Source organism: Bacillota bacterium (assembly GCA_012837285.1).
Lineage (GTDB): Bacteria > Bacillota > DTU030 > DUMP01 > DUMP01 > DUNI01.
On the sequence record DURJ01000108.1, the window covers coordinates 1 to 21,328 of the forward strand.

The 21,328-nt window shown below is 53.3% G+C and carries 23 protein-coding genes; 1 reads left to right on the top strand and 22 read right to left on the bottom strand.

Annotated elements, in window-relative coordinates:
• The 5 genes from GX016_05960 to GX016_05980 form a co-directional block, all read right to left on the bottom strand.
• A partial coding sequence (locus GX016_05960; GenBank protein HHT71103.1) for a hypothetical protein occupies positions 1-664 on the bottom strand: 664 nt, incomplete at its 3' end.
• A gap of 117 nt (positions 665-781) precedes the next feature.
• Entirely contained in the window at positions 782-1,252 is a 471-nt protein-coding gene (locus tag GX016_05965) for a 2-C-methyl-D-erythritol 2,4-cyclodiphosphate synthase (GenBank protein ID HHT71104.1), read from the bottom strand.
• A 14-nt stretch (positions 1,253-1,266) separates the two neighbouring features.
• Positions 1,267-1,950, bottom strand: coding sequence for a 2-C-methyl-D-erythritol 4-phosphate cytidylyltransferase (gene ispD, locus GX016_05970; GenBank protein ID HHT71105.1), 684 nt, complete (start codon positions 1,948-1,950; stop codon positions 1,267-1,269).
• A gap of 129 nt (positions 1,951-2,079) precedes the next feature.
• A complete protein-coding gene (locus tag GX016_05975) occupies positions 2,080-3,207 on the bottom strand; it encodes a PIN/TRAM domain-containing protein (protein ID HHT71106.1) in 1,128 nt (375 codons plus the stop codon).
• Between the two features lie 189 nt (positions 3,208-3,396).
• A complete protein-coding gene (locus tag GX016_05980) occupies positions 3,397-3,876 on the bottom strand; it encodes a CarD family transcriptional regulator (GenBank protein HHT71107.1) in 480 nt (159 codons plus the stop codon).
• 205 nt (positions 3,877-4,081) lie between these two features.
• On the opposite strand from GX016_05980, the gene GX016_05985 reads away from it, so the two are divergent.
• Positions 4,082-4,477: a DUF1573 domain-containing protein gene (locus GX016_05985; protein ID HHT71108.1), complete on the top strand. Its 396-nt coding sequence runs from the start codon at positions 4,082-4,084 to the stop codon at positions 4,475-4,477.
• 134 nt (positions 4,478-4,611) lie between these two features.
• On the opposite strand, the gene GX016_05990 is transcribed toward GX016_05985, so the two are convergent.
• The 17 genes from GX016_05990 to GX016_06070 form a co-directional block, all read right to left on the bottom strand.
• Entirely contained in the window at positions 4,612-4,821 is a 210-nt protein-coding gene (locus tag GX016_05990) for a ferrous iron transport protein A (protein HHT71109.1), read from the bottom strand.
• A 116-nt stretch (positions 4,822-4,937) separates the two neighbouring features.
• The gene (locus GX016_05995) at positions 4,938-6,320 is read right to left on the bottom strand and encodes a ferrous iron transporter B (protein HHT71110.1); all 1,383 of its coding nucleotides are present in this window, start codon (positions 6,318-6,320) and stop codon (positions 4,938-4,940) included.
• Between the two features lie 52 nt (positions 6,321-6,372).
• The gene (locus GX016_06000) at positions 6,373-6,936 is read right to left on the bottom strand and encodes a GTP-binding protein (protein HHT71111.1); all 564 of its coding nucleotides are present in this window, start codon (positions 6,934-6,936) and stop codon (positions 6,373-6,375) included.
• A 148-nt stretch (positions 6,937-7,084) separates the two neighbouring features.
• Entirely contained in the window at positions 7,085-7,525 is a 441-nt protein-coding gene (locus tag GX016_06005; GenBank protein ID HHT71112.1) for a SoxR reducing system RseC family protein, read from the bottom strand.
• Positions 7,526-7,587: 62 nt separating this feature from the next.
• Positions 7,588-8,946, bottom strand: a complete 1,359-nt coding sequence (gene radA / locus GX016_06010) for a DNA repair protein RadA (protein ID HHT71113.1) — start codon at positions 8,944-8,946, stop codon at positions 7,588-7,590.
• A gap of 359 nt (positions 8,947-9,305) precedes the next feature.
• Positions 9,306-11,765, bottom strand: a complete 2,460-nt coding sequence (locus GX016_06015; GenBank protein ID HHT71114.1) for an ATP-dependent Clp protease ATP-binding subunit — start codon at positions 11,763-11,765, stop codon at positions 9,306-9,308.
• Between the two features lie 22 nt (positions 11,766-11,787).
• Entirely contained in the window at positions 11,788-12,852 is a 1,065-nt protein-coding gene (locus GX016_06020) for a protein arginine kinase (GenBank protein HHT71115.1), read from the bottom strand.
• A 1-nt stretch (position 12,853) separates the two neighbouring features.
• Positions 12,854-13,387: a hypothetical protein gene (locus GX016_06025; protein ID HHT71116.1), complete on the bottom strand. Its 534-nt coding sequence runs from the start codon at positions 13,385-13,387 to the stop codon at positions 12,854-12,856.
• A gap of 26 nt (positions 13,388-13,413) precedes the next feature.
• Positions 13,414-13,866: a CtsR family transcriptional regulator gene (locus tag GX016_06030; GenBank protein ID HHT71117.1), complete on the bottom strand. Its 453-nt coding sequence runs from the start codon at positions 13,864-13,866 to the stop codon at positions 13,414-13,416.
• A 141-nt stretch (positions 13,867-14,007) separates the two neighbouring features.
• Entirely contained in the window at positions 14,008-14,736 is a 729-nt protein-coding gene (locus GX016_06035; GenBank protein HHT71118.1) for a glucosamine-6-phosphate deaminase, read from the bottom strand.
• A gap of 155 nt (positions 14,737-14,891) precedes the next feature.
• Positions 14,892-15,104, bottom strand: a complete 213-nt coding sequence (locus tag GX016_06040; GenBank protein HHT71119.1) for a hypothetical protein — start codon at positions 15,102-15,104, stop codon at positions 14,892-14,894.
• A gap of 307 nt (positions 15,105-15,411) precedes the next feature.
• Entirely contained in the window at positions 15,412-16,875 is a 1,464-nt protein-coding gene (gene guaB, locus GX016_06045; GenBank protein ID HHT71120.1) for an IMP dehydrogenase, read from the bottom strand.
• 136 nt (positions 16,876-17,011) lie between these two features.
• The gene (locus GX016_06050; GenBank protein ID HHT71121.1) at positions 17,012-17,662 is read right to left on the bottom strand and encodes a redox-sensing transcriptional repressor Rex; all 651 of its coding nucleotides are present in this window, start codon (positions 17,660-17,662) and stop codon (positions 17,012-17,014) included.
• 179 nt (positions 17,663-17,841) lie between these two features.
• Positions 17,842-18,981 carry a SpoIIE family protein phosphatase gene (locus tag GX016_06055; GenBank protein HHT71122.1) on the bottom strand — a complete coding sequence of 380 codons (1,140 nt, stop codon included), beginning with the start codon at positions 18,979-18,981 and terminating at the stop codon, positions 17,842-17,844.
• Positions 18,965-20,698, bottom strand: coding sequence for a 4Fe-4S binding protein (locus GX016_06060; protein ID HHT71123.1), 1,734 nt, complete (start codon positions 20,696-20,698; stop codon positions 18,965-18,967). Before GX016_06060 ends, GX016_06055 begins: the two co-directional genes overlap by 17 nt.
• Positions 20,695-20,946, bottom strand: coding sequence for a (2Fe-2S) ferredoxin domain-containing protein (locus GX016_06065; GenBank protein ID HHT71124.1), 252 nt, complete (start codon positions 20,944-20,946; stop codon positions 20,695-20,697). The genes GX016_06060 and GX016_06065 overlap by 4 nt, the downstream gene beginning before the upstream one ends.
• A gap of 146 nt (positions 20,947-21,092) precedes the next feature.
• Positions 21,093-21,328: ABC transporter ATP-binding protein (locus tag GX016_06070; GenBank protein HHT71125.1), on the bottom strand; the 236-nt coding region annotated here is incomplete at its 5' end.

Here is a 21,328-nt window from a genome sequence, read left to right on the forward strand (position 1 = left end):
CTGATCTTTCGGTGATAGGATTGGTCACCAGCACCAGGGTGCCAAACGGCAGCGTTCGGTGAGCCGCAGTATATATATTCTGGTCGAAGACTTCACCGCTGGCAGTAAGGCGACCGTGAAACCGAGACCCGTACCATGAGGCCCGGGCGGTAACCGAGCGCCCTCGGCTCATAGTCTGAAACGCTTCTTCCACTCCCAGGGGTTCTATGCCTACACTGGTGCGAATGTTGTTGGCCCAAGCCAGGGCCAAGTATGGTGCCGGTGTTTGGTTCGCCTGTGCGCTTCCGCGATCAACCGTTACCAAGATACCGGTGGGCGCCCGGACCACAGCCTCGCCGTTCTCAATTCCAAGCCCGATACAGTTAAGGTCCGCTCCGGCAGTCAACGCCGTCCGCAGTCTTTGGGCCACAATCTCACCTCGCTGCCAGGGCATATAACCCCCGGCCGCCGTTCGAATTCTAAGCACAACACACTGGTTTACCAATACTTCCGGCACATCCTCACCCCAGCGCAGCCCAACCGGATCCCACTGGCTCCCTGTCCTGGCTGGGGCTGTTGCCGTCTCCGGCGTTTGTCTACCTTGGGTATAAACCAGGGAGCCGCCCAGGAACAAAACCACGGCTATCATGCCCACGGTAAGACCAAGCCGCGCCTTGGTTTCCATGTCTACCTCCTTTGACACTGCTCGAGGCAGTATCGCTCAGAAGCAAAAATGCAGGACCGTGAAGTCCTACATCGTTAGTATAACCAAAGCGCCAACTCTTATACATTTATTGTTGTGTCAGTTGTGGAGCAAACAAACGGCCTGGGCGGCAATGCCTTCGCCGCGTCCGGTAAAGCCGAGTTTCTCGGTGGTGGTAGCCTTGATCGCCACTTGCTCTACCGCCAAATCCAGGACCGCGGCTATAGCCGTCCGCATACGGTCTATATACGGACAGAGTCGCGGCCGCTGGGCAATCACCACACAGTCGATGTTGGCAACTATATAGCCGTCGGCGCGAATCAGCTCACCCACACGCCGCAAAATGGTTAAGCTGGACACACCGGCCCAGGTTGGACCGGTATCAGGGAAATAGTGCCCGATATCATACTTCCCCGCCGCCCCCAGCAAGGCATCGGCTATGGCATGGAGCAGCACGTCGGCATCGGAATGGCCAGCCAGCCCTAGCTCAAAAGGGATTCTTACCCCGCCTAACAGCAACGGTCGGTCTGGGACAAAAGCGTGTACATCAAAACCCAATCCTATTCTCATCGGCGGCACCTTCCTTATTCGGTCATAAGCAGCTCGGCCAACTTAAGATCTAGCTTAGTGGTGATTTTTAGGTTGCGCTCGTCACCGGCAACAACCTCCACCGGCAGGCCCAACCGCTCCACCAGCATGGCATCGTCGGTACCCTGAAATTTGTCTTGTACCGCTTTCATATGAGCCGACAAAATCACCTCCCGCGCAAACGCCTGCGGTGTTTGCACGGCCACCAGGCGACTTCGTTCCAGTGACTCTTGAACCAAACCTTTTGAATCAGCCACTTTGACGGTATCCTTTACCGGGATAGCCGGCACCGCTGCACCGGTGCGCAGGGCTGCGGCAATCATTCGGCTGATAAGGGCGTCGGTTATGAGCGGTCGAGCCGCATCATGAATCAGAACTGTTCCAGCTTGTTCGGGAACTGCCAGTAGGCCCCGATAAACCGATTCCTGCCGCTCTCTGCCGCCGGTTACCACCGCCGTTAGTTTCCTGACACCGATTTCTGCGGCCAGGCGGCGGCCCTCATCTTCCCAACCGGCACCCACCACCAATACCAGGCCTTCCACTTCAAAGTGGCGGTCAAACACTAGCAGCGAGTGTGCCAGTAGTGGTTTGCCAGCCAGCAACAAGTATTGTTTCGGTATCTCCGTTTCCAGCCGTCGTCCCTTTCCAGCCGCCGCTAGCACTGCGTAAATCTTGTTCATCTCAACACCCTCGGTAAGTATGTTCACCCAGCTAAATTCCTGCCGGCCGGGCTTTACAGCCTTATTGCCGCCCACCCCAGTGGGCAACAGCAAAAAGGCGGCCCTGTTGCCGCCTGGAGCCGAAGCCGCTTACATGGCTTTTTCTACTGCTGTTTTTGGCTTGGCAAAAATCATTCTTCCGGCTGCTGTCTGTAGCACGCTGGTCACCAACACGCCCACGGTCTCGCCGATGTGACGGCGACCACCATCCACCACAATCATGGTGCCGTCATCCAAATAAGCTACCCCTTGGCCGGTTTCTTTGCCGTCTTTAATCACATGAACCGTCATTTCTTCTCCCGGCAAAACTACCGGTTTTACAGCATTAGCTAGCTCGTTTAGGTTTAGCACCTGCACGCCCTGAAGTTCAGCTACCTTGTTTAGGTTGTAGTCGTTGGTAAGAATCTTGCCTTGAATATCTTGGCTGAGACGCAACAGTTTAGAATCTACTTCAGAAATATCATCGTAATCCAGATCCGAAATAACAACTTCCACGTCCAGCTCTTTTTGAATGCGGTTTAAGATGTCTAAACCGCGCCGTCCTCGGTTTCTTTTGAGAACATCGGACGAATCGGCAATATGACGCAACTCCTGCAGAACAAAAGTAGGAATTACCAACGGACCTTCCAAGAACCCGCTCTTGGCCACATCGGCAATCCGCCCGTCAATAATAACGCTGGTGTCCAGAACCTTAGGTGCTATCACCGTAGTCTCCCGATGCTTCTCCACGGAATGCTTTGCTGTCTCTTTATCTTTTTCGCGGCCGCGAAGTGGGATCGATAGCAGAAAACCCCAAAGCTCTTCTTTCTTTTTTACAGCTACATTCATTCCAATATAGCCTAAAAGGACATTTGCCAGTACCGGAATGAACGGTCCTACCACTGGCAACCGGCCAAACGGCAGGCTCAAAAGGTTGGCTATTAAGAGACCAGCCAAGAGACCGGCAATCCCGGCAACAATATCGGTGGTTGGCATCCTTTGCAGTCGGGATTCAGCCCACTCCATCAGTCGGGTAAGCCGTCTAATTATTGAGGGAGCAATAAGATAAAAAATAATTCCACCGGCCATCCCACCAACCACTAGCAGGCTCACAAAAACTGAAGCACCCAGAGTAACACGTAGCAGTGTAGTCAAGAGTGGAACTCCAACAAGTGCCAGTTCGTACCCGACTAAAATGCCTAGCAGGGCAATAAAAATCTGCATAAGCTTCCTCATCATCACAGTCCACCTCCCTTCCAGCTATTACAGTATAACGTACTGGCCAGCTCCTGGCAACGTTATCTCCTTTTTTCCCGACCCATTTCATAGTATAATCGATTATGAAAGTTAATAAACAAATAAGCTTACGCTGCCTGAGAACCGACGCTACTAAAACAAAAGGCGGTCAGAGGCTTCCTGACCACCGGGCTAGATAGCGGCTAACCGATCCACAAGATCTTCCGCCTCCTCCTCGCCGATATCTTGAGCCAGCACGAGCTCACTTACCAAAATCTGCCGGGCACTGTCAAGCATTTTCTTTTCACCGCTGGAAAGACCTTTTTCTTTATCCCGCTGGATCAAATTCCGCACCACTCCAGCTACCTCGAAAGCGTTGCCGCTCTTGATTTTCTCCATATTGGCCCGGTAACGACGGTTCCAGTTGTTGGACATTTTGGTGCTTTGGCTACGCAATATGGCCAACACTTGCTCCACGTCTTCCCGCGACATCACCTGCCTCAGCCCAACTTCTTCCGTAGCATCGGTCGGTACCATCACTCTCATGTCGCCGATCGGCATCCGCATAATGTAATACCGACGTTTCTCACCTAAGAATTCTCGCTCTTCAATGGCTTCGATCACCCCAGCCCCATGCATGGGGTAGACCACTTTGTCACCCACATTGAACATAGATCCGCCTCCCACTTTACAATACAATTAAATGGTAGCACAGGGAAGCAGGCATGTCAAGATTTTGATTATATCACAGGACCTAAAGGGTGTCAATGAGCGGCAAAACCCTCGCAAATGCCGTTTTCCTCTTTGGCACAAAACCTGCGTTGACACATGGGCAAGCCAAAGATATAATGGGACCTAGGGGGGTGGGGCCTCAGATATGAAGGATCTCATCTGCGCGGAATTTCAGGACTCCGTGGAAAAATGCCTCTTGCGGCACCGCAGTATCTTGGACGTGTTGTCAAAGCTACAGGAAGCTAGCGCCAGGACTAACCGGGCCGTGGCCAAGAGTGTAACCTGCTGTGGTTGCATTAAGATTGAAGGGCATAGGCAACGTATTCCGGCTGAAGCTACTTTGTGTGAGGCAGATCGTTTCTTATCCACCCATTTAGAAGGCGCCTTGTGCGCTCAATGCCGTGAGCAAATAGAGGAGGAAATCGGCTCTCTTCTGTTTTACTTAGCCGGATTATGCAATCTGCTGGACATCAGCTTGTATGATGTACTGGTACAAGAGCAGAAAAAGCTATATTCGCTCGGGCCTTTTACTTTAAGTTAATATGGCTAACAAGCCTGGGGCTTACACCCCAGGCTTTTTTTGTACCCGAGTCAGCCGCCTTTCTCGCCCCAGCCCAGACAATACCATAATAGGCTATTGTATTCGAGATCAATGACAAAAATCCTGCTGGCAGACTAGTTCTCCGGCTCCACTTCCACCAACCGGCCTATGGTTTCGTCCACTGCCAGTATCGTCTCACCCACTTTTAGTACCAGGCTGGGAGAACGCTGTAATAAGACCAGTTTTGTTCCCGGCAGTAGGCCCAAGGCCATGAGTTTGTTTAAGTGTTGCCGCGACATGACGGTATTTAGAGTTTTAACCACAGCCTTGTCACCGGGTTTCAGATCTGCTGCCGTCCGAACTTTACCCACCGGTTGTTCGCTTCTTAGTCGGCCCCATCTGTGCTGCTGTCGGCGGCTCAATACTTGTTAACCCTCCCCTGCTTTCTGTTTCAGCCTTGTTATGCTAGCCTTAACAACGTCAGGATTACGTTTAAAGCCCACCCAGCGGTGAAAGCAAGCAAAACCACGAACACAGCCATGCCTAACGCCACCGCCAAGCCGCGTTCTTTCACCATGACGGCAAACTGGGCCACACACGGGACAAACAAAGTCAACGTAACTGCCGTCACCACCAACTGCCTGGTACTGAGCAACCCTTGAGCCACCAGATCGTACAACCCGGCCGCCCCGTAGTCCCGGCGAAAAAACCCAAATAGAAAAACGGCCCCGGTCTCAACCGGCAGTCCGAGACAGGTCGCCAACCGGCCCAAGCCCGATACGGCGTGGTAAAAAAAGCCCGTGCTGGTTCCGAGCCAGATCACAACACTGGCCAGCACAAACAACGGCACCACCTCGTAGAAATACCACTGCATACGGGTGAAGGTCTTGGTGAGTACGTTACCCAATTGAGGTACTCGCAGCGGAGGCACCTCTAGATAAAAAACCGGCCCCTCACCGGGCAATACTTGCGCCATCAGGCAGCCTACCGTAATAAACACCAAGAGTACAAACCCGGCCCAAATGACCAAGGCGGTACGTTGTCCAGACAGCAACGACAGAATCACTCCCAGTTGAGCCGAACAAGGCACCGCCAGTGCTAGCAGCAAGGTGGCAATAACGCGCTCTCTGGTAGTCTCCAGGGTCCGCGTTACTAGAGTGCCCATAGTGGCGCAGCCCAGTCCTAAGGTGAGGGGAATTACCGCCCGGCCGGACAGCCCAAGACACTTAAACAGCCGGTCCACTAACAATGCCATTCGCGGCAGATAACCGCTGTCTTCAATTAAGGAAAACATGAGAAAAAAACAGCCGACAATGGGAAATATTATCGCTACCGCATAGCGCAGTCCTAAGGTGATGATCCCGTAGTCATGAACCAACAGGTCTTGAATTAGGGGCCAAGGAATAAGCTGCTCCACCACCGCATTAAACCACGGATTCAAGTAACTCTGAAAGATGATACCTTCGATATAGTCTACTAAGATGCCGGCTCCGAAGACACCCACAAAACGATAAAGGGCCAGGTACATTACCAGGACCAGCACCGGTATGCCTACCGGCGGCTGCATGGTTAAGCGGCCGAGAATATCCAGCCAGGTCTCAGGCCGGGATTTTGCAGTGTAAACGACGTTTTCCATCAGGGTACCGGCGGCCTTCTGCCGGCTCACAGCCACTATGTAGTTTAGGGGTTCCGAACTAAGACACTGCATTTTCTCTGCGGCGGCGCTGATCAAGTTCCACCTGTTTGGGCCTTCCTGCTTTCGCACCAGTGCTGCAATATTCTCATCGCCCATTAAGACTAACAAAGCAATAGATTGTCGTGATAGGCCGTAGTAACCCCTCATGAGACCGGTAATGTGGCCTACTCCTTGAGCCAACCACTCCGGGTACGGTATTTCAGGCAACTTTGCGGACAAGTTCTGCCACCTTCTTTCTTAACCTGGCCAGGCCCTCATTCAAGATGGCCGCTGCCGGTACCACCGGTATCTGGAGGCGCTGACTAAGCAGATCACATCTAACTTCTAAGCCCCGGCGGCGGGCTTCGTCCATCATGTTCGCCAACAAGATCAGCGGCATTCCGGCCTCTAGAAGCTGCAAGGTGAGCGGCAGCATACGCTCCAGATTGCATGCATCGGCGACGTGGATCACGGCATCGGGCAGCTCCTCCAGCAGTAGGCGGCGGGCCACTTGTTCCTCGGCTGTAATAGGTAACAGGGAATACATACCCGGGGTATCTACCACTTCCATAGCCATTCCCCCAAAGGTCCCGCGCCCCCTGGCCACTTCCACTGTGGTGCCGGGATAGTTAGATACGGTCACATATAATCCGGTCAAACGGTTAAAGACCACGCTCTTGCCCACGTTAGGGTTTCCCACCAGCACAACCTTGCGCAGCCTGGATACTCCCCGGCTTTTATTGTTGGCGTTGTCCCTGGGCCACAGTTGTTGCCATCGGCGCATAGCCTCTACCCCCTTGTCAACTAATTAATATATATGCCGCTCTTCTCCGGAGCAGGACGAACATTAGAAGCACGAGAGAGCGGGCACAACAAGAAAGACCACGGAACGCCAATCCGTTCCATGGTCTTAAGTTCGAGCCCATAGTCGGCTAGAGAACCCGCTCCACCTGGGCTAGAAAACGACGGTCTCCCTCCAGGCGCTTGTTCTTCCACCGTAAGAGCCCATATCCGCCGGCGAGAAAGACAACAGACAAGATTATGCTGCCTCCTTGTTGACCGATACCCAGGCTAGGTCCTAACCAATGCCCCAGAAAAGCACCGCTTAAGAAAGCCAGCCAAGGAATCAGATAGGCCCACACCGCTGCCACCAGGACGGTAGAATTGGGCATTGACAGTTCCACTGTCTGGCCCACCGCTGCCTGGGCCTGATTGAAAGCCTCCACCAAAATCTCCTTTGGCGGCTCCAACAAGCTTCGTACCCGCCGCTCTGCTGCCGAACACTGGCCACAATGGTTACAGGCAGTAGCTCGGCCCACTCTTACTTTAACTTTTTCCCCGCAGGTTTCTACCACTACACCTATCTGCCGCATGATCCACCCTCTTTTCCAACCCAGTCCCAGATTGCAGTCCACAACCAGCTTTAACAATGCAGTTAGGCAAAGGCCACATTAAGAGCCTGGGACACGTTTTCTACTCCCAGTATACCGGATTTTTCGTCTGCTGGCACGCTTTTTGCTTGCCTTTGCGGCACCAATATCTGGTGAAAACCCAGCGACCGGCTCTCCTTTAGTCGGGCTCTTAAATGAGAAGCGCTCAGCACCTCTCCGGTAAGCCCGATTTCTCCGGCAGCTGCGCAGGCGTTAAGACAAGGCCGATTACGGAAGCTGGAGGCAATGGCCAGAGCCAGGCCCAAATCCGCTGCCGGATCCTCTAACCGAACACCTCCGGCCACATTAACATAGACATCAAATGGTGCCAGCGTCAGTCCGGCCCGTTTCTCCAGTACGGCTAAGAGAGTAAGCAGTCTGTTCAGATCTACCCCGCGGCCTACCCGCCGTGGCGGTCCACCGCCGGCCGGACTTACCAGTGCCTGCACTTCCACCAGCAATGGACGTGTTCCCTGAGTGGTAGCCACCACCATAGCTCCCGGCACCGGTTCGGTCCGATCACTCAAAAACAACTGAGACGGATTGGTCACCTCTTTTAATCCGTCTTGCTCCATGGTGAAGACGGCGATTTCATTAGTAGAACCGAAACGGTTTTTTACCGCTCTGAGGATTCGATAGGCGCTCTTACCTTCACCTTCGAAGTAGAGCACCGTATCCACCATGTGCTCTAGCAGGCGCGGCCCGGCCAAAGCCCCCTGTTTGGTTACATGACCGGCAATAAAGGTAGTGACCCCGTGTCCCTTGGCCAGATTAAGAAGTGCAGCCGTGCACTCCCTGATTTGAGCTATGCTTCCCGGTGGCGACGGGCTGGCCGACAGGGACATGGTTTGAATAGAATCAATCACCAGCAGCACCGGACCCACTTCCCGAACAGCTTCCTCTACCCGCTCCAGATCTGTTTCCGGAAATAGCAGCAGACGTTCTGTTACCGCCCCGAGCCGTTCGGCCCGCAGCCGAATTTGACGCGCCGACTCTTCCCCTGACACATAGAGCACCGTACCTAATTTCCGAGCCAAAGAAGCAGCCAGGGACAACAGTAAGGTGGATTTGCCGATACCGGGATCGCCACCCACCAAAACCAAAGAGGCCGGGACAATCCCGCCGCCCAACACCCGGTTAAGTTCTGCCGAACCGGTAGCGACACGCTCAATATCCTCACCGGTGATAGCTGTAATAGACTCAGGCCGGACGGTAGAAACAGGTGCCGGTCGCCGGGGGGCCTGAGCTGCCTGCATCTCTTTTACCAAGCTGTTCCAAGCCCCACAGTCGGGGCACCGCCCCAGCCACCGGTGAGCGGCATAACCACATTCCTGACAGCGGTAGGTCACCTTGTCCCGTGCCACTCTGCCTCTCCCCTTTTTACTTTGATCTTCCTTTATCTTAGCCCAATAGGTACAGAAATTCCAGCGGGTCGGGACAGATCCTGGCCCCTACAGAGCCGTGGTTGCAGGAGCATCCCCGAAGCGAAGCTTGGCCCTAATTTAAAAGAGCGCAGACGAGCGAGGACAGGGCGGAGCGGTTGTCTCCCACCTTGTAGGGTGAGCCAGTGGAGCCGAAGGCGAGTTGTCCGGAGCCCCCGAGCGAGTCAAGCTCGGTCGTTCTAAAGGGCGCTGCGGAGCGTGAGGATGAACCCGGCAACCTCGCAAGCCAAAGGGCCGGCACAGAGACCGGCCCAGATGTTCAGCTATTATAGGTTGCCAGTTTACTCCTCCGAGTCAGTTGCCTTCCCTTCCGGCTTGCTAAACACCAACTTACCGTCTTCAGCCTCCACTCGAACTGTATCCCCAGCCTGGAAACGCCCAGCCAACATTTCCTCCGACAACGGGTTCTCCACCAGGCGGGTGATGGCTCGCCGCAGGGGACGAGCACCGAAAGTAGGATCAAACCCTTCTTTCGTCAGTACATCCTTAGCTGCCACACTCACTTCAAGCGTCAGCCCGTGTTCCTGCAGCCGCGCGTACACTTCTTTCAGCATGATGTCCACAATGGAGCGCAGATGCTCTTGGCTCAGAGCATGGAAGACAATGGTCTCATCGATACGGTTTAAGAATTCGGGCCGGAAGGTACGTTTGAGCTCATCTAAGACTCTGCTTTTCATGTCCTCATATTCGCTACCTGCACCGGTGCGAAAGCCCACCGTAGGCTCGCGGCGCAGCAGTTCTGCTCCGACGTTCGAAGTCATGATTACTACCGTATTACGAAAATCTACCGTTCGACCCTGGCCGTCGGTAAGACGTCCGTCTTCCAAAACTTGCAGCAACACATTAAAGACTTCCGGATGGGCTTTTTCAACTTCATCAAACAGCACCACCGAGTACGGACGCCGCCTTACAGCTTCGGTTAGCTGACCTGCCTCTTCGTACCCCACATAACCCGGAGGTGCACCGATCAGCCGAGAAACAGTATGACGTTCCATATACTCCGACATGTCAAGCCGGATCATGGCCTCGTCTTCGCCGAACATGGCTTCGGCCAGCGCCCGGGCCAGCTCAGTCTTGCCCACACCGGTAGGGCCAAGGAAAATGAATGAACCAATGGGCCGTTTAGGATCTTTTAGCCCGGCCCTGGCCCGGCGAACAGCTTGGGCCACTGCTTCCACCGCTTCTTCCTGCCCAATCACTCGGGCATGCAGCGTCTGTTCCAGCTTAAGCAGCCGCTCCGATTCCTCTTCGGCCAGTCGTTGTACCGGGATACCGGTCCAATCCGCCACCACGTGAGCGATATCGTTAGCTGTCACCTGTACGCCGGATTTGTCTTTATCATCCAACCATTCCTGGCGACTGTCGTCCAGCTTCTGGCGCAAATCCCGTTCCTTATCCCTAAGCCGAGCCGCCTTCTCAAATTCTTGGGCCGCCACCGCTGCTTCTTTCTCTTTGCGCGCCTCTTCCACCTGATCCTCTAGCTCTTTAACATCGGGTGGAGCGGCAAAGGTGGCTAGGCGCACCCGTGACCCGGCCTCGTCGATCAGGTCGATGGCCTTGTCCGGCAAGAACCGTTCTGTGATGTATCTGTTGGACAATCTTACTGCAGCCTGCAGGGCCTCGTCGGTGTATTTCACCCGATGGTGAGCTTCGTAGCGGTCGCGCAGACCTTGCAATATCTCAAAGGTTTCGTCCGGTGTAGGCTCGCCCACCATAATAGGTTGAAAGCGGCGTTCCAAGGCGGCATCTTTTTCAATATACTTGCGATACTCGTTTAGCGTCGTAGCTCCTACACATTGCAGTTCGCCTCGGGCTAAAGCCGGTTTTAGAATGTTACTGGCATCAATGGCTCCTTCCGCTGCTCCGGCACCAACCACTGTATGCAATTCGTCGATAAACAAGATCACATTACCGGCCTGCCGCACCTCATCCACTACCCGCTTTAACCTCTCCTCAAACTCACCGCGGTACTTAGTCCCTGCCACTACTCCAGCCAGATCCAAGATGATCACGCGCTTGTCTTTCAGTAGTTCAGGTACTTTGCCCTCCACAATCTGCTGGGCTAAACCTTCAACAATAGCTGTTTTCCCCACGCCCGGCTCCCCAATGATGGCCGGGTTGTTCTTTGTCCGGCGGGACAGAATCTGAATCACCCGCTCGATCTCCTTGATCCGGCCAATAACCGGATCCAGCTTGCCCTCACGGGCCAAGACAGTGAGATCACGACCTAGAGCATCCAGCGTAGGCGTAGATGACCGACCCCCGGCCGCACGCCCCCGGGCGCGCTTCGCATCACGAGGTCCGGTCGCACCTAACAGCTTCAATACTTCGGCCCGCACCTTGTCCAGATCAGCCCCTAAGTTTTCCAGCACCCGGGCTGCCACTCCCTCGCCTTCGCGAATTAGCCCCAGTAGTAAATGCTCGGTTCCAATATAATTGACTCCCATACCGTGCCCTTCAGCCAAGGCCAGCTCGATCACCCGCTTAGCCCGCGGCGTGAGAGTAACCTCACCGGTGGTGGGGGTGCCGGTGCCGGGTCCGATGATCTTCTCTACTTCTGTTCGCACTTGATCCAATTCTATTCCCAGATTATTAAGAGCCTGGGCAGCCACACCGCTGCCTTCACGAATTAGCCCCAGCAACAAATGCTCGGTTCCCACATAAGGATAGTTCAAGCGTCTGGCTTCTTCTTGGGCCAAAATGATTACCTGTTGAGCCCTTTGAGTAAAGCGTGCAAACATTATTTCCACCTCCTGGTAGTATCTAGTCATTATGCTTGGTTAACAGTTGTTCTCGCACTAAAGCCGCACGTTTGAGGTCTCGTTCGGCCGGCTGTAGTGATTCGCCCGCCACGCGCTGAATAAACCCCGGCCGGGTAATCACCAGCAGCCGGTTTAACTTGGCCAGGTCAATCGGCGGTAGCAAATTCAAGTTTACCCCTAAGCGCACGTCGGAGAGAAGATGCATAGTCTCATCACCGGTGAGCAACCGAGCGTGAGTTAAGACTCCATAAGCCCGCCAAACCATGTCCAGCAAACGATCCCCCAGTTCCTCATAGAGACGGCTCCTGGCAGTGCGCTCTTGTTCGATAACCTGCCTGGTAAGAGCCTGGAGATTATGGATCAGATCTTCCTCCGAGTGATTCAAAGTCAATTGGTTCGAAATCTGAAAGAAATTCCCCAAGGCCTGAGTCCCTTCGCCATAAAGCCCTCGTATCACCAGGCCAAACTGGGCCAGAGTACCAAACACTTGGCTGGCCTGCTTAAGTAGCACCAAAGCCGGTAAATGAAGCATCACCGATGCCCTCAGGCCAGAGCCTAAATTAGTAGGACAACAAGTTAGAAACCCAAAGTTGTCATCAAAAGCATATTCAAGCTGCTGTTCCAGCGAATCGTCCAGTCTGTTAGCCAGATCCCAGGCCCGATCCAGATTTAGTCCAGGAAGCAGCACCTGCAGCCGCTCATGATCCTCTTCGTTAATCATAATGCTAACCGCTTCGTCATCGCGCAGCACTAAGGCCCGCCCCTTAGGGTCCTGCACATGTTCGGGACTTACCAGGTGCTTCTCAATCAGTACTTGTTGCTCCAGCGGCGATAAGCGTCCCATCTCGAACAGTCGGTAGCGCTTAGCTTCCGGCAAATGCTCACTGGCCTTCTGCAAACGAGACAGAGCCTGGCTCAGTTCTTCACTGCTGGCACGGGACGGGAAGGGCAGATCGGCCAGGTTTCTGGCCAAGCGAATCCGGGTCGAAATCACTACATCGCTGTCAGGACCCTGCTGCAGCCAAGCCGAGTTGGCCTGAGTAACAACCTGTTCCGGATCCACCATCTTACTGTCCTCCCTTCAGCTCATCTTCAACTACTTTGATCTGGTCTCTCAGTGTAGCCGCCTGTTCAAACGCTTCTTTCGCCACAGCCTCCTTAAGCTGCCGCTTTAAGGTCTCTAAGTTATGACGTTGCCTGGCTATTCCATCGTGACGACGCGGCACCTTACCCACATGGCGTACGTCGCCCTGTAGCCGGCGGACAAGGGGGGTCAGCGGTTCACGAAAAGTGGTGTAGCAATGCGCACAACCCAAACGACCTTGATCACGAAAATCAGCGTAAGTCAAACCGCAACCTGGACACCGGGGGGCAGTACCGCTCACCGGCCTAGTGGCAAAGCTAGGGTGTTGCTCCAGCAGGCTGGCAAAAAGATTCCCCAGGGAAAAGTCGGGAAAACTGAGAGCCGGACCAACCACCACATTCCATTCGCCCCGCTCCTGGGCACATTGCTCACACAAGTGGGCTTCGGTGGTAACTCCGTTTACTGTACGGCGCACATATACCGTGGCTGGGTTTTTCTTACAGCAATCACACAACATTTCACTCGCCTCCGTATATTAGGCCTCTAGATATTAGCAATCAAAGTAAGCAACATGCGGGCCCGGACCCGTTCGGCCACTGCCGGCGGCAGACTGACAGCTTCATCTGACAGCAACAATATTATATACTGCGCTGCGTCTTTACTCAGTAGTCCCGCTTGATACAAGTTGCCTATAATCTCAGCCGCGTCTTCAGCCGAAACCATGCCTTCGATTTGTTCTGCCAAACGATTCAACAGATCGGCTTCAGACAGCCTTTCAATACGAATATAACCGCCGGCGCCTCTGCGGCTAATCACCCGGTACCCACGGTCCGGTACGAACCGGGTTGACAATACATAAGTAACCTGCGACGGCACACAAGAAAAATAACGAGCCAGTTCACTGCGCCTAATCTCGATGAACCTCTCTTCAGCCTCCTCCAGCATCACCTTGATCCAGTTCTCCATTTCGTCAGCTAAAGACCACATTGTCATCACCTTTGACTATCTTTGACCTTTCTAGTTTTTATTATACAACATCAATTCGTATTTGTGAAGAGGGATATTAGTAACTTTTGACAAAAAATCTCCTGCCGAGTTTATTGTCACCAACCCGGCAGGAGTTGTATTCTCTTTCCCTTAATCTTTCCACCCTGTAGCTGCTTCCTCGTCCAGAAGTAACATTACATGAGGGTGGCCTTTAAGGGCCGAGGCCGGGATGTCGACAGTAGGTTCGGCGGTAACAATGCGAGCCACAATCGGCGCTTTGCTGCTGCCGCTGGCAATTACCAAGATCTCTTGCGCCTCCAAGATCGTGCCGATGCCCATTGTCACTCCCCGGTTAGGAATGGGAAAGCCGTCCGGAAAATAGCTGGCGTTAGCTTCGCGAGTACTGCCAGCCAAGTCCACCACGTGGGTGCGACTATCAAACGGGGTCGGCGGCTCGTTAAAAGCAATGTGGCCGTTTACCCCCAACCCTAGCACAGCCAGATCCAGCCCACCCCGAGCAGCAATAGATAGCTCATAGCGCTTGCATTCAGCCTCAAGATCCGACGCTTCACCGCGCAGGTGATCGAAGCGGGCCGCTAGCCCCACCGGATCGATGAAGTGGTGCCGCAAGAAAGAGCTAAAGCTATGCCGGTCCTCGGCTGGAACTTCGGCATACTCATCCAAAGCAAAGGCCCACACCTGACCAAAGTCAGCTCTGCCTTCCCGGTAGGCCTGTACCATCTGTTTGTACATCCCGATCGGCGTGTTGCCGGTGGGTAAAGCCAGGACTGTCTCCGGCCGCTGAGTCACCCTGTCGAGGACAATTGCCGCCGCCCGCTTGCTAAGAGCTTCATAGTCAGCCACAATCTCAATTTTCACTGCCGCAACCTCCCTCTGAAGAACCAACTTGCAGAATTTGGTCTTAGTATAGCATAGCCGCAGAACAATGAACAACCAGCAGAGCCAAAGAAAAGAGCGAACCTGCCGGTTGTTACCGTAAGGCTCGCCAATGCTCCTTCATGGTTGTAGCTGCTCTAACCGGCGCTTTGGGTATCACTAACCCATCTCGGGTTAGGTTCAAGCGGCTTGATGTAGTAGGCCCGCTGGTAAAAAGTACAACCGCCAGACTGGTCCGTGCACGGAAACTTACGCCCCATGCCCTCCAAATCGCGTTCGCAATGATGATCGCACAGATCGCAAATCCCCTGCCTCAGACCGCTGGTCTCAATAACGGTGCACTTCACCATGCAGCACCTCCTTATATTTTACGGAGCAACCGGTGCTACCGGCACCGGAATAACCGTCTTGGGGGTGAAAACAAGAAAGCCAACACAGTGCGGCCCATCGGCAAAATACCCCCGACATGGGCCAACTGTGTTGGCTTATAAGTACCTACAATTCTTTGAGGTAACCGAAGCATGGGTCTTCACCCCTCGAGCGTTTTCGGACCTCGCTTCACTGTGTAATTAGTATATTCGACCTGGCAGCAAGATTTCCTCCTGGGACAGGGGATTTTCAGCCGGGAAATTTATCCACTCCTGTCCCGGTGCCGTTTTATAAACGATCCACACTGTAGTTCGGCGCTTCTTTGGTTATGGCCACATCATGGGGGTGGCTTTCCCGCAATCCGGCCGCAGTAATCCGGATAAAGCGTGCCTCTTGGCGTAATTGCTTCAGTGTTGCTGTTCCGGCATAACCCATCCCGGCCCGCAGCCCTCCCACCAGTTGGAAAACCGTGTCGGCCAGGGGCCCTTTATAAGGAATCCGGCCTTCGATGCCTTCCGGTACTAGTTTTTCCACATTTTCCTGAAAATATCTATCCGAACTTCCTTCTTTCATGGCCCCCAGTGAGCCCATGCCACGGTATACTTTGTAGCTCCTCCCCTGGAAGATAATGGTTTCGCCAGGGCTCTCCTCGGTACCGGCAAACAAGTTGCCGATCATTACCGAAGCAGCGCCGGCTGCCAGGGCTTTCACAATGTCACCGGAAAACTTGATGCCCCCGTCAGCAATAATGGGAATATCGTGCTTTTCGGCTGCTTTGCGAGCATTGAAAATAGCTGTAATCTGCGGTACTCCAATCCCCGCTACCACTCTGGTGGTGCAAATAGATCCTGGCCCCACACCAACCTTAACAGCATCGGCTCCGGCTGCAATCAAATCAGCGGTACCGGCTGTGGTAGCCACGTTACCAGCCACAATATCGATTCCGGAAAACTCGGCTTTGAGGCGGCTTACCATGTCCAGTACACCTTGGTGATGGCCGTGGGCTGTATCCACCACCAGGACGTCAACGCCGGCTTGCGCTAAAGCCGTGGCCCGTTCCAAAGAATCTGCACCTACCCCTAGCGCTGCTCCCACCCGCAGCCGTCCCATGTCGTCCTTGGCGGCCGTGGGATATTGCCGGGCCTTTTCAATATCCTTGATGGTGATGAGCCCCCGCAGCCGATATTCCTCATCCACCAAAGGTAGTTTCTCGATTTTATGCTGTTTCAAAATTTCTTTGGCCCGTTCTAAGTTAGTTCCCACCGGTGCCGTAATGAGATTCTCCTTAGTCATCACGTCGGTGATGGGCCGGCTGTAATCTTCTTCAAACCGCAGGTCACGGTTGGTGATGATACCCACCAGATGACCTTCGGGGTCGATAATTGGCACTCCGGAAATATGATAGCGCTCCATTATTTCCACCGCCGCTAGCACCCGGTGCTCTGGCGACAGAAAAATGGGATCCACAATAACACCGCTTTCCGAGCGTTTTACCTTATCCACTTCTTCCGCCTGCCGGCTGATAGACATATTCTTATGAATAACACCGATGCCGCCTTCGCGGGCCAGGGCAATAGCTAAACGCGCTTCGGTAACAGTATCCATGGCCGAACTTACCAAAGGAATGTTTAAGCGAATGTTACGGGTAAACACCGTGTCTAGCTGTACCTCACGGGGCAAGATCTCGGAATGAGCCGGTTCCAGTAGCACATCATCAAAAGTAAGTCCTTCTTCAAGCCAGAATTTATCCATCGGCTCTAAACCTCCTTCATTGTTATTATCCCCAACTTATACAAAAAGGCCCGGCAGCAGCTGCTGCGCCAAGGCCTGTGTTCGCTTCAGAAGAAATCCTTAACCACCATGTTACGCCCAATCACCAGCTCGACTATCAATCCTCTTCATAACCCAAGGCTTTAAGACGAAAGGAAATCACCATCAGCCGATCGGCTAGGTGTTCGTTTTCCAGAAACACTTCTGGCGGAACTTTGATGTCCACTGGAGCAAAATTCCAAATCGCCTTAATCCCCGCCTCTACCATGGAGTCAGCCACTCCTTGGGCCGCCTCCTTAGGCACGGCAATAATTCCGATATCGATGTTCTCACTCTTAATAAAGGATTCCAGTTTATCAATATCCATAATTTCGTTATCGCGCAGTCGTAACCCAACCAGTTTAGGGTTAATATCGAACACGCCGCGGAGAATAAAACCACGCTTACCGAAATTCGGATAATTGGCTAAGGCTTGCCCTAAGTTTCCGGCACCGACAATAACCATGTTATATTCCTGTTCTAAGCCAATAATACGCCCGATCTCCTGGTATAATCCTTCAACCCGGTATCCGTACCCTTGCTGTCCAAATTCTCCGAAATGATTCAGATCCTGCCGTAATTGAGAAGCAGAGATTCCCATCATGTCGGCCAGGGTCTGAGACGATACCCTTTCCACCTTCCGCTCTACCAGTTCGCCCAGGTACCGGTAATACTTGGGTAAACGCTTAATTACAACCATAGGAACGTGATTTTCCTTGGTATCCTGCATTGCGTCAGCCCCCTTGATTGTCTTTGCCCGAAACTCAGTTGATAATAACCGACAGCAATGTTACCTTGCACTGTTGTCAGCTACTTAACCCCGAACTTCGTTGTTCCTGTCACAATTGTTAGCCATTATAATACCATTAGGAATGAGGTTTGTAAAGTGCTTCCACCGACTTACACTGCTTACAGCCATTCCACATCCACAACTTTACCTTGATCCCTAAGTATAGCAGCCAACTGCTTTACTGTACCGGCGCGCAAATTAAGTCCCTGGGGTAAATCAGGATTTTGATGGGCAGGATTTATGCGCAAACCTGTAACAATCTTTATCTCGTCAGCCTCCGACAGTAGTTGAGCTACGCGGCTGGCACCATCGGACCGGTTCGGAATCTTGCGTTGCACTAAATAGTTTTGGGCCCGGTTCAAAGTAAGCATCCCCTCGGTAACTACGTCAATACCCTCAATAAACCCACAAGGAGGGATGTCCGGATCATCGTATGTTAGCTCCACCGTAAGTTTCCGCCCCAGCTCACGGGCTACGATCTGGGCCGTGGTGCCGCCACAGACCACCTTTTTACCTTGGTATTCTAAGAGTTTGCCCACGGCCACAGGATCAAGTTCCGGTGAACGCGGCGGCCCAGTAAGCATAACCAGTTGCCGGGGCAATCGAATATTTATGGCCACAACCGTTGTGTCATCACCTGGGTTCATGGTGTAGTAGGCGGCACATAAGTCAAGAAGCCGCTGTACTACTAGTTGGGGGCTAAGCTTCTCGGCCAATAGCTCTTTTAGATACCTCTTCACACCTTCTTCTCCCAACCCTAGTGGCAACAAGCCGCCGATACCGGCGTGGAGCACGCCATCGCTGACCAAAAGGAGAAAGTCATCGTTCATAAGCTCCAGTTCGCCCTCTTCTACATCACGCCCGGCCACGACCCGGTGTTGCGTAGGAAATGGCACCACTTTGCCCCGGCGCCATAAGAACAAGGACGGACTATCGAGCAGCACCGCATGGGCCAAACCACATGCTTTCACCTGTACTACCGCTAACGTAGAGTATGCTATCAGGCGCTCATGGCAAATAGGCAAGGTCTGGGCAATGGTGCTGATGACTTCTTCTAACGGTACCTTGCGTTCTAACAGCCCCGCAGCAATCTTAGTGGTCAAAGTGGCAAGTATGTTAGCCTTAACCCCGCTCCCTAAGCCATCCGATAACACCACCGTGGTTCGTTCCGAAGTCCTTATCACTTCCACCTTGTCGCCGCAGAGTTCCTCGCCTGCTTTAGGTAAGCTGCCGTGTACCACCTCAGCTACCAACCGCATTACCTTTGTCCTCCTTGCCCCGAGCCAGCTCAATTAACTGCCATAAAATAGCCTTGGTCTCAGCGGTGGTCTCGCCCATAAGGCTTGCTATCTCCTGTGCTACTTTCATTTGCCTGGTAATAACCTGTTCTGCCCGCACCAAAGCCTCCTGCTTCATCTCTTGGGCTTCTTCCTTGGCTTTTTCCTGGTTAGAAATGTCATTAATAATACCCACAATCAAACCGTAGTCTTTGATGGGAAGGATAGTCTGCAAAGTAACCAGATCTCGCTCCGGGTACTCCACCCGTTTATCCACAATACTCTCTTGCTCGTCCCAAGCAACAGCAAAATTAACTGGATCAAAGAAATTGTTGAGTGGTCGACCTGATACCACGTTACCGTCTACGGCAAATAGACCCAGGGCTCGCGGGTTAAACTCCTGCACAATGAACTTTGAGTCAGTGACAATGACCGCACTGGAGGTAGAATTGACAATGGCCACGGCTAAAGAAGAGAGCTTTGATTTCATGTACGGTATGCACATTTCCTCTTCGGCCCATCCTTGATACACAGCGTGAGCTTTTTCCCGACAAGAGTTGTAACCACAACCACCGCAATTAGCCTCGTCCGCCGGCCGAGTCTTGCCGATACGAGCCAAAATAGCTGCGATGTCCTCCGGTGTAGGTTCAGGTAACCGCTGACGTAGATCATGGTAACTGCGCGTCAGTTGCAGATTCTCCCATGTCCCCTCCGGTACTTGCCAGGCAGTCTTGTTCTTGTTAGCCCAACTACAGTATGCAGCCACTTTCAGCCGATTCGCCGCCGCGCTTACTCCTTGGGGCATACCCGCGCCGCCGACACAACCGCCGGTACATACCATGGCCTCCACAAACCGGGGCTTGATACGTCCGGCCGCTAGATCCCGGAAAGTAGCCAAGCATTCCTCTAAACCGCTTACTGTCAAAACACGACTGGTTAAATCCCCACTTATACCGGCTGCCTGCAGTACGCCACCTTCCACCGGGAAAGAGCGCGCCGGCAAACCGTCACCGCCCGAGCTCCCATTCTTCTTTCCCATGGGCTCCAGCTTCGCTTCTTCGAACCATTTCTGCAGCTCCGGAAAAGTGATCACTGCGTCTATAATGCCGGCAACTTCGGGCCGCCTGGCCTCGTCAATTTTGGCCGTACACGGCCCCACAAAGACCACCTTAATGTCAGGGCCATACCGTTTCTTAAGTAGGAGCCCGTGGGTAGCCATGGGAGAAAGGCAAGGAGCCAGATAGGGTATCAAGTCCGGATAATGCTTCTCGATTAGATTCACCGCCGCCGAACAACAAGCCGAGATCAGCGGCTCCTCCCGACCCAGCAGAAGATCCTTGTACTTCCGGGCCACCACCTGGGCCCCAACAGCAGTTTCCTCTACCCAGGTAAAGCCCAAAGTCCGAACCATGGGCTCAAAGGATTCCACCACTTTCCGCGGGAAAGCAGCGGCGAACGACGGGGCCACACTCAGAGCTACCTGTCGACCTTCAGTCAAAAAAACCCGAGCCCGCTGCAAATCAGTGTGAATCACCTTCGCTTGTTGTGGACAGACCAATGTGCAGTTACCGCAGGCAATGCAACGTTCATCGATAATATGGGCCTGACCGGACTTGAACGAAATGGCTTTCACCGGGCAACAGCGTAGGCAGCGGTGGCAGTCACGACAATCGGCCACTCGAGTAGTGATTACACTCAAGGCTGACATCTCCTTAGAATCTTGTCTTGAAACAATTGAAAGACGCTGTCACGTCGTACCCCGGTTATTAGCTCATCGCCGATGTGCATCACTACCCCTTCGGTGCAGTGCTCCTGACAGAAGGATCCCTCTAGGTTTACCTGATCTTCCAAGCCATAGGTAGCAATTAGATCTTGGAGAATTCTAATCACTTCCCCTGACCCTTTCAAATGGCAGGCGCTTCCGACGCAAACCGCCACCCGCAGCATAGCCCAGCCCCCAAGCTTGTTATTTCTATCACAATTTTAACATAGATCCAATTTACTGTAAAGGTTAAGGGCGAGGTCTAAATCAATCAAGACAGGCAGGCACATAGGCCTGCCTCTACCCAAAGCCAGCATGCTGTAGTTTAGTTCTAGTTCTCGCCCAGATATACCTGGCGCACGCGATCGTCTGCCAACAGTTCGGGGCCGGTTCCGGAAAGAGCAACGCTGCCCGTCTCCAGTACATAGCCATAGTCGGCTAGCTGAAGCGCCGCCTTGGCGTTTTGCTCAATCAGCAGGATCGTCATACCGTCGGCATTAAGGCGACGAATGGTATTGAAAATGTCCTGTACCAACACCGGCGCCAAACCTAAAGACGGCTCGTCCA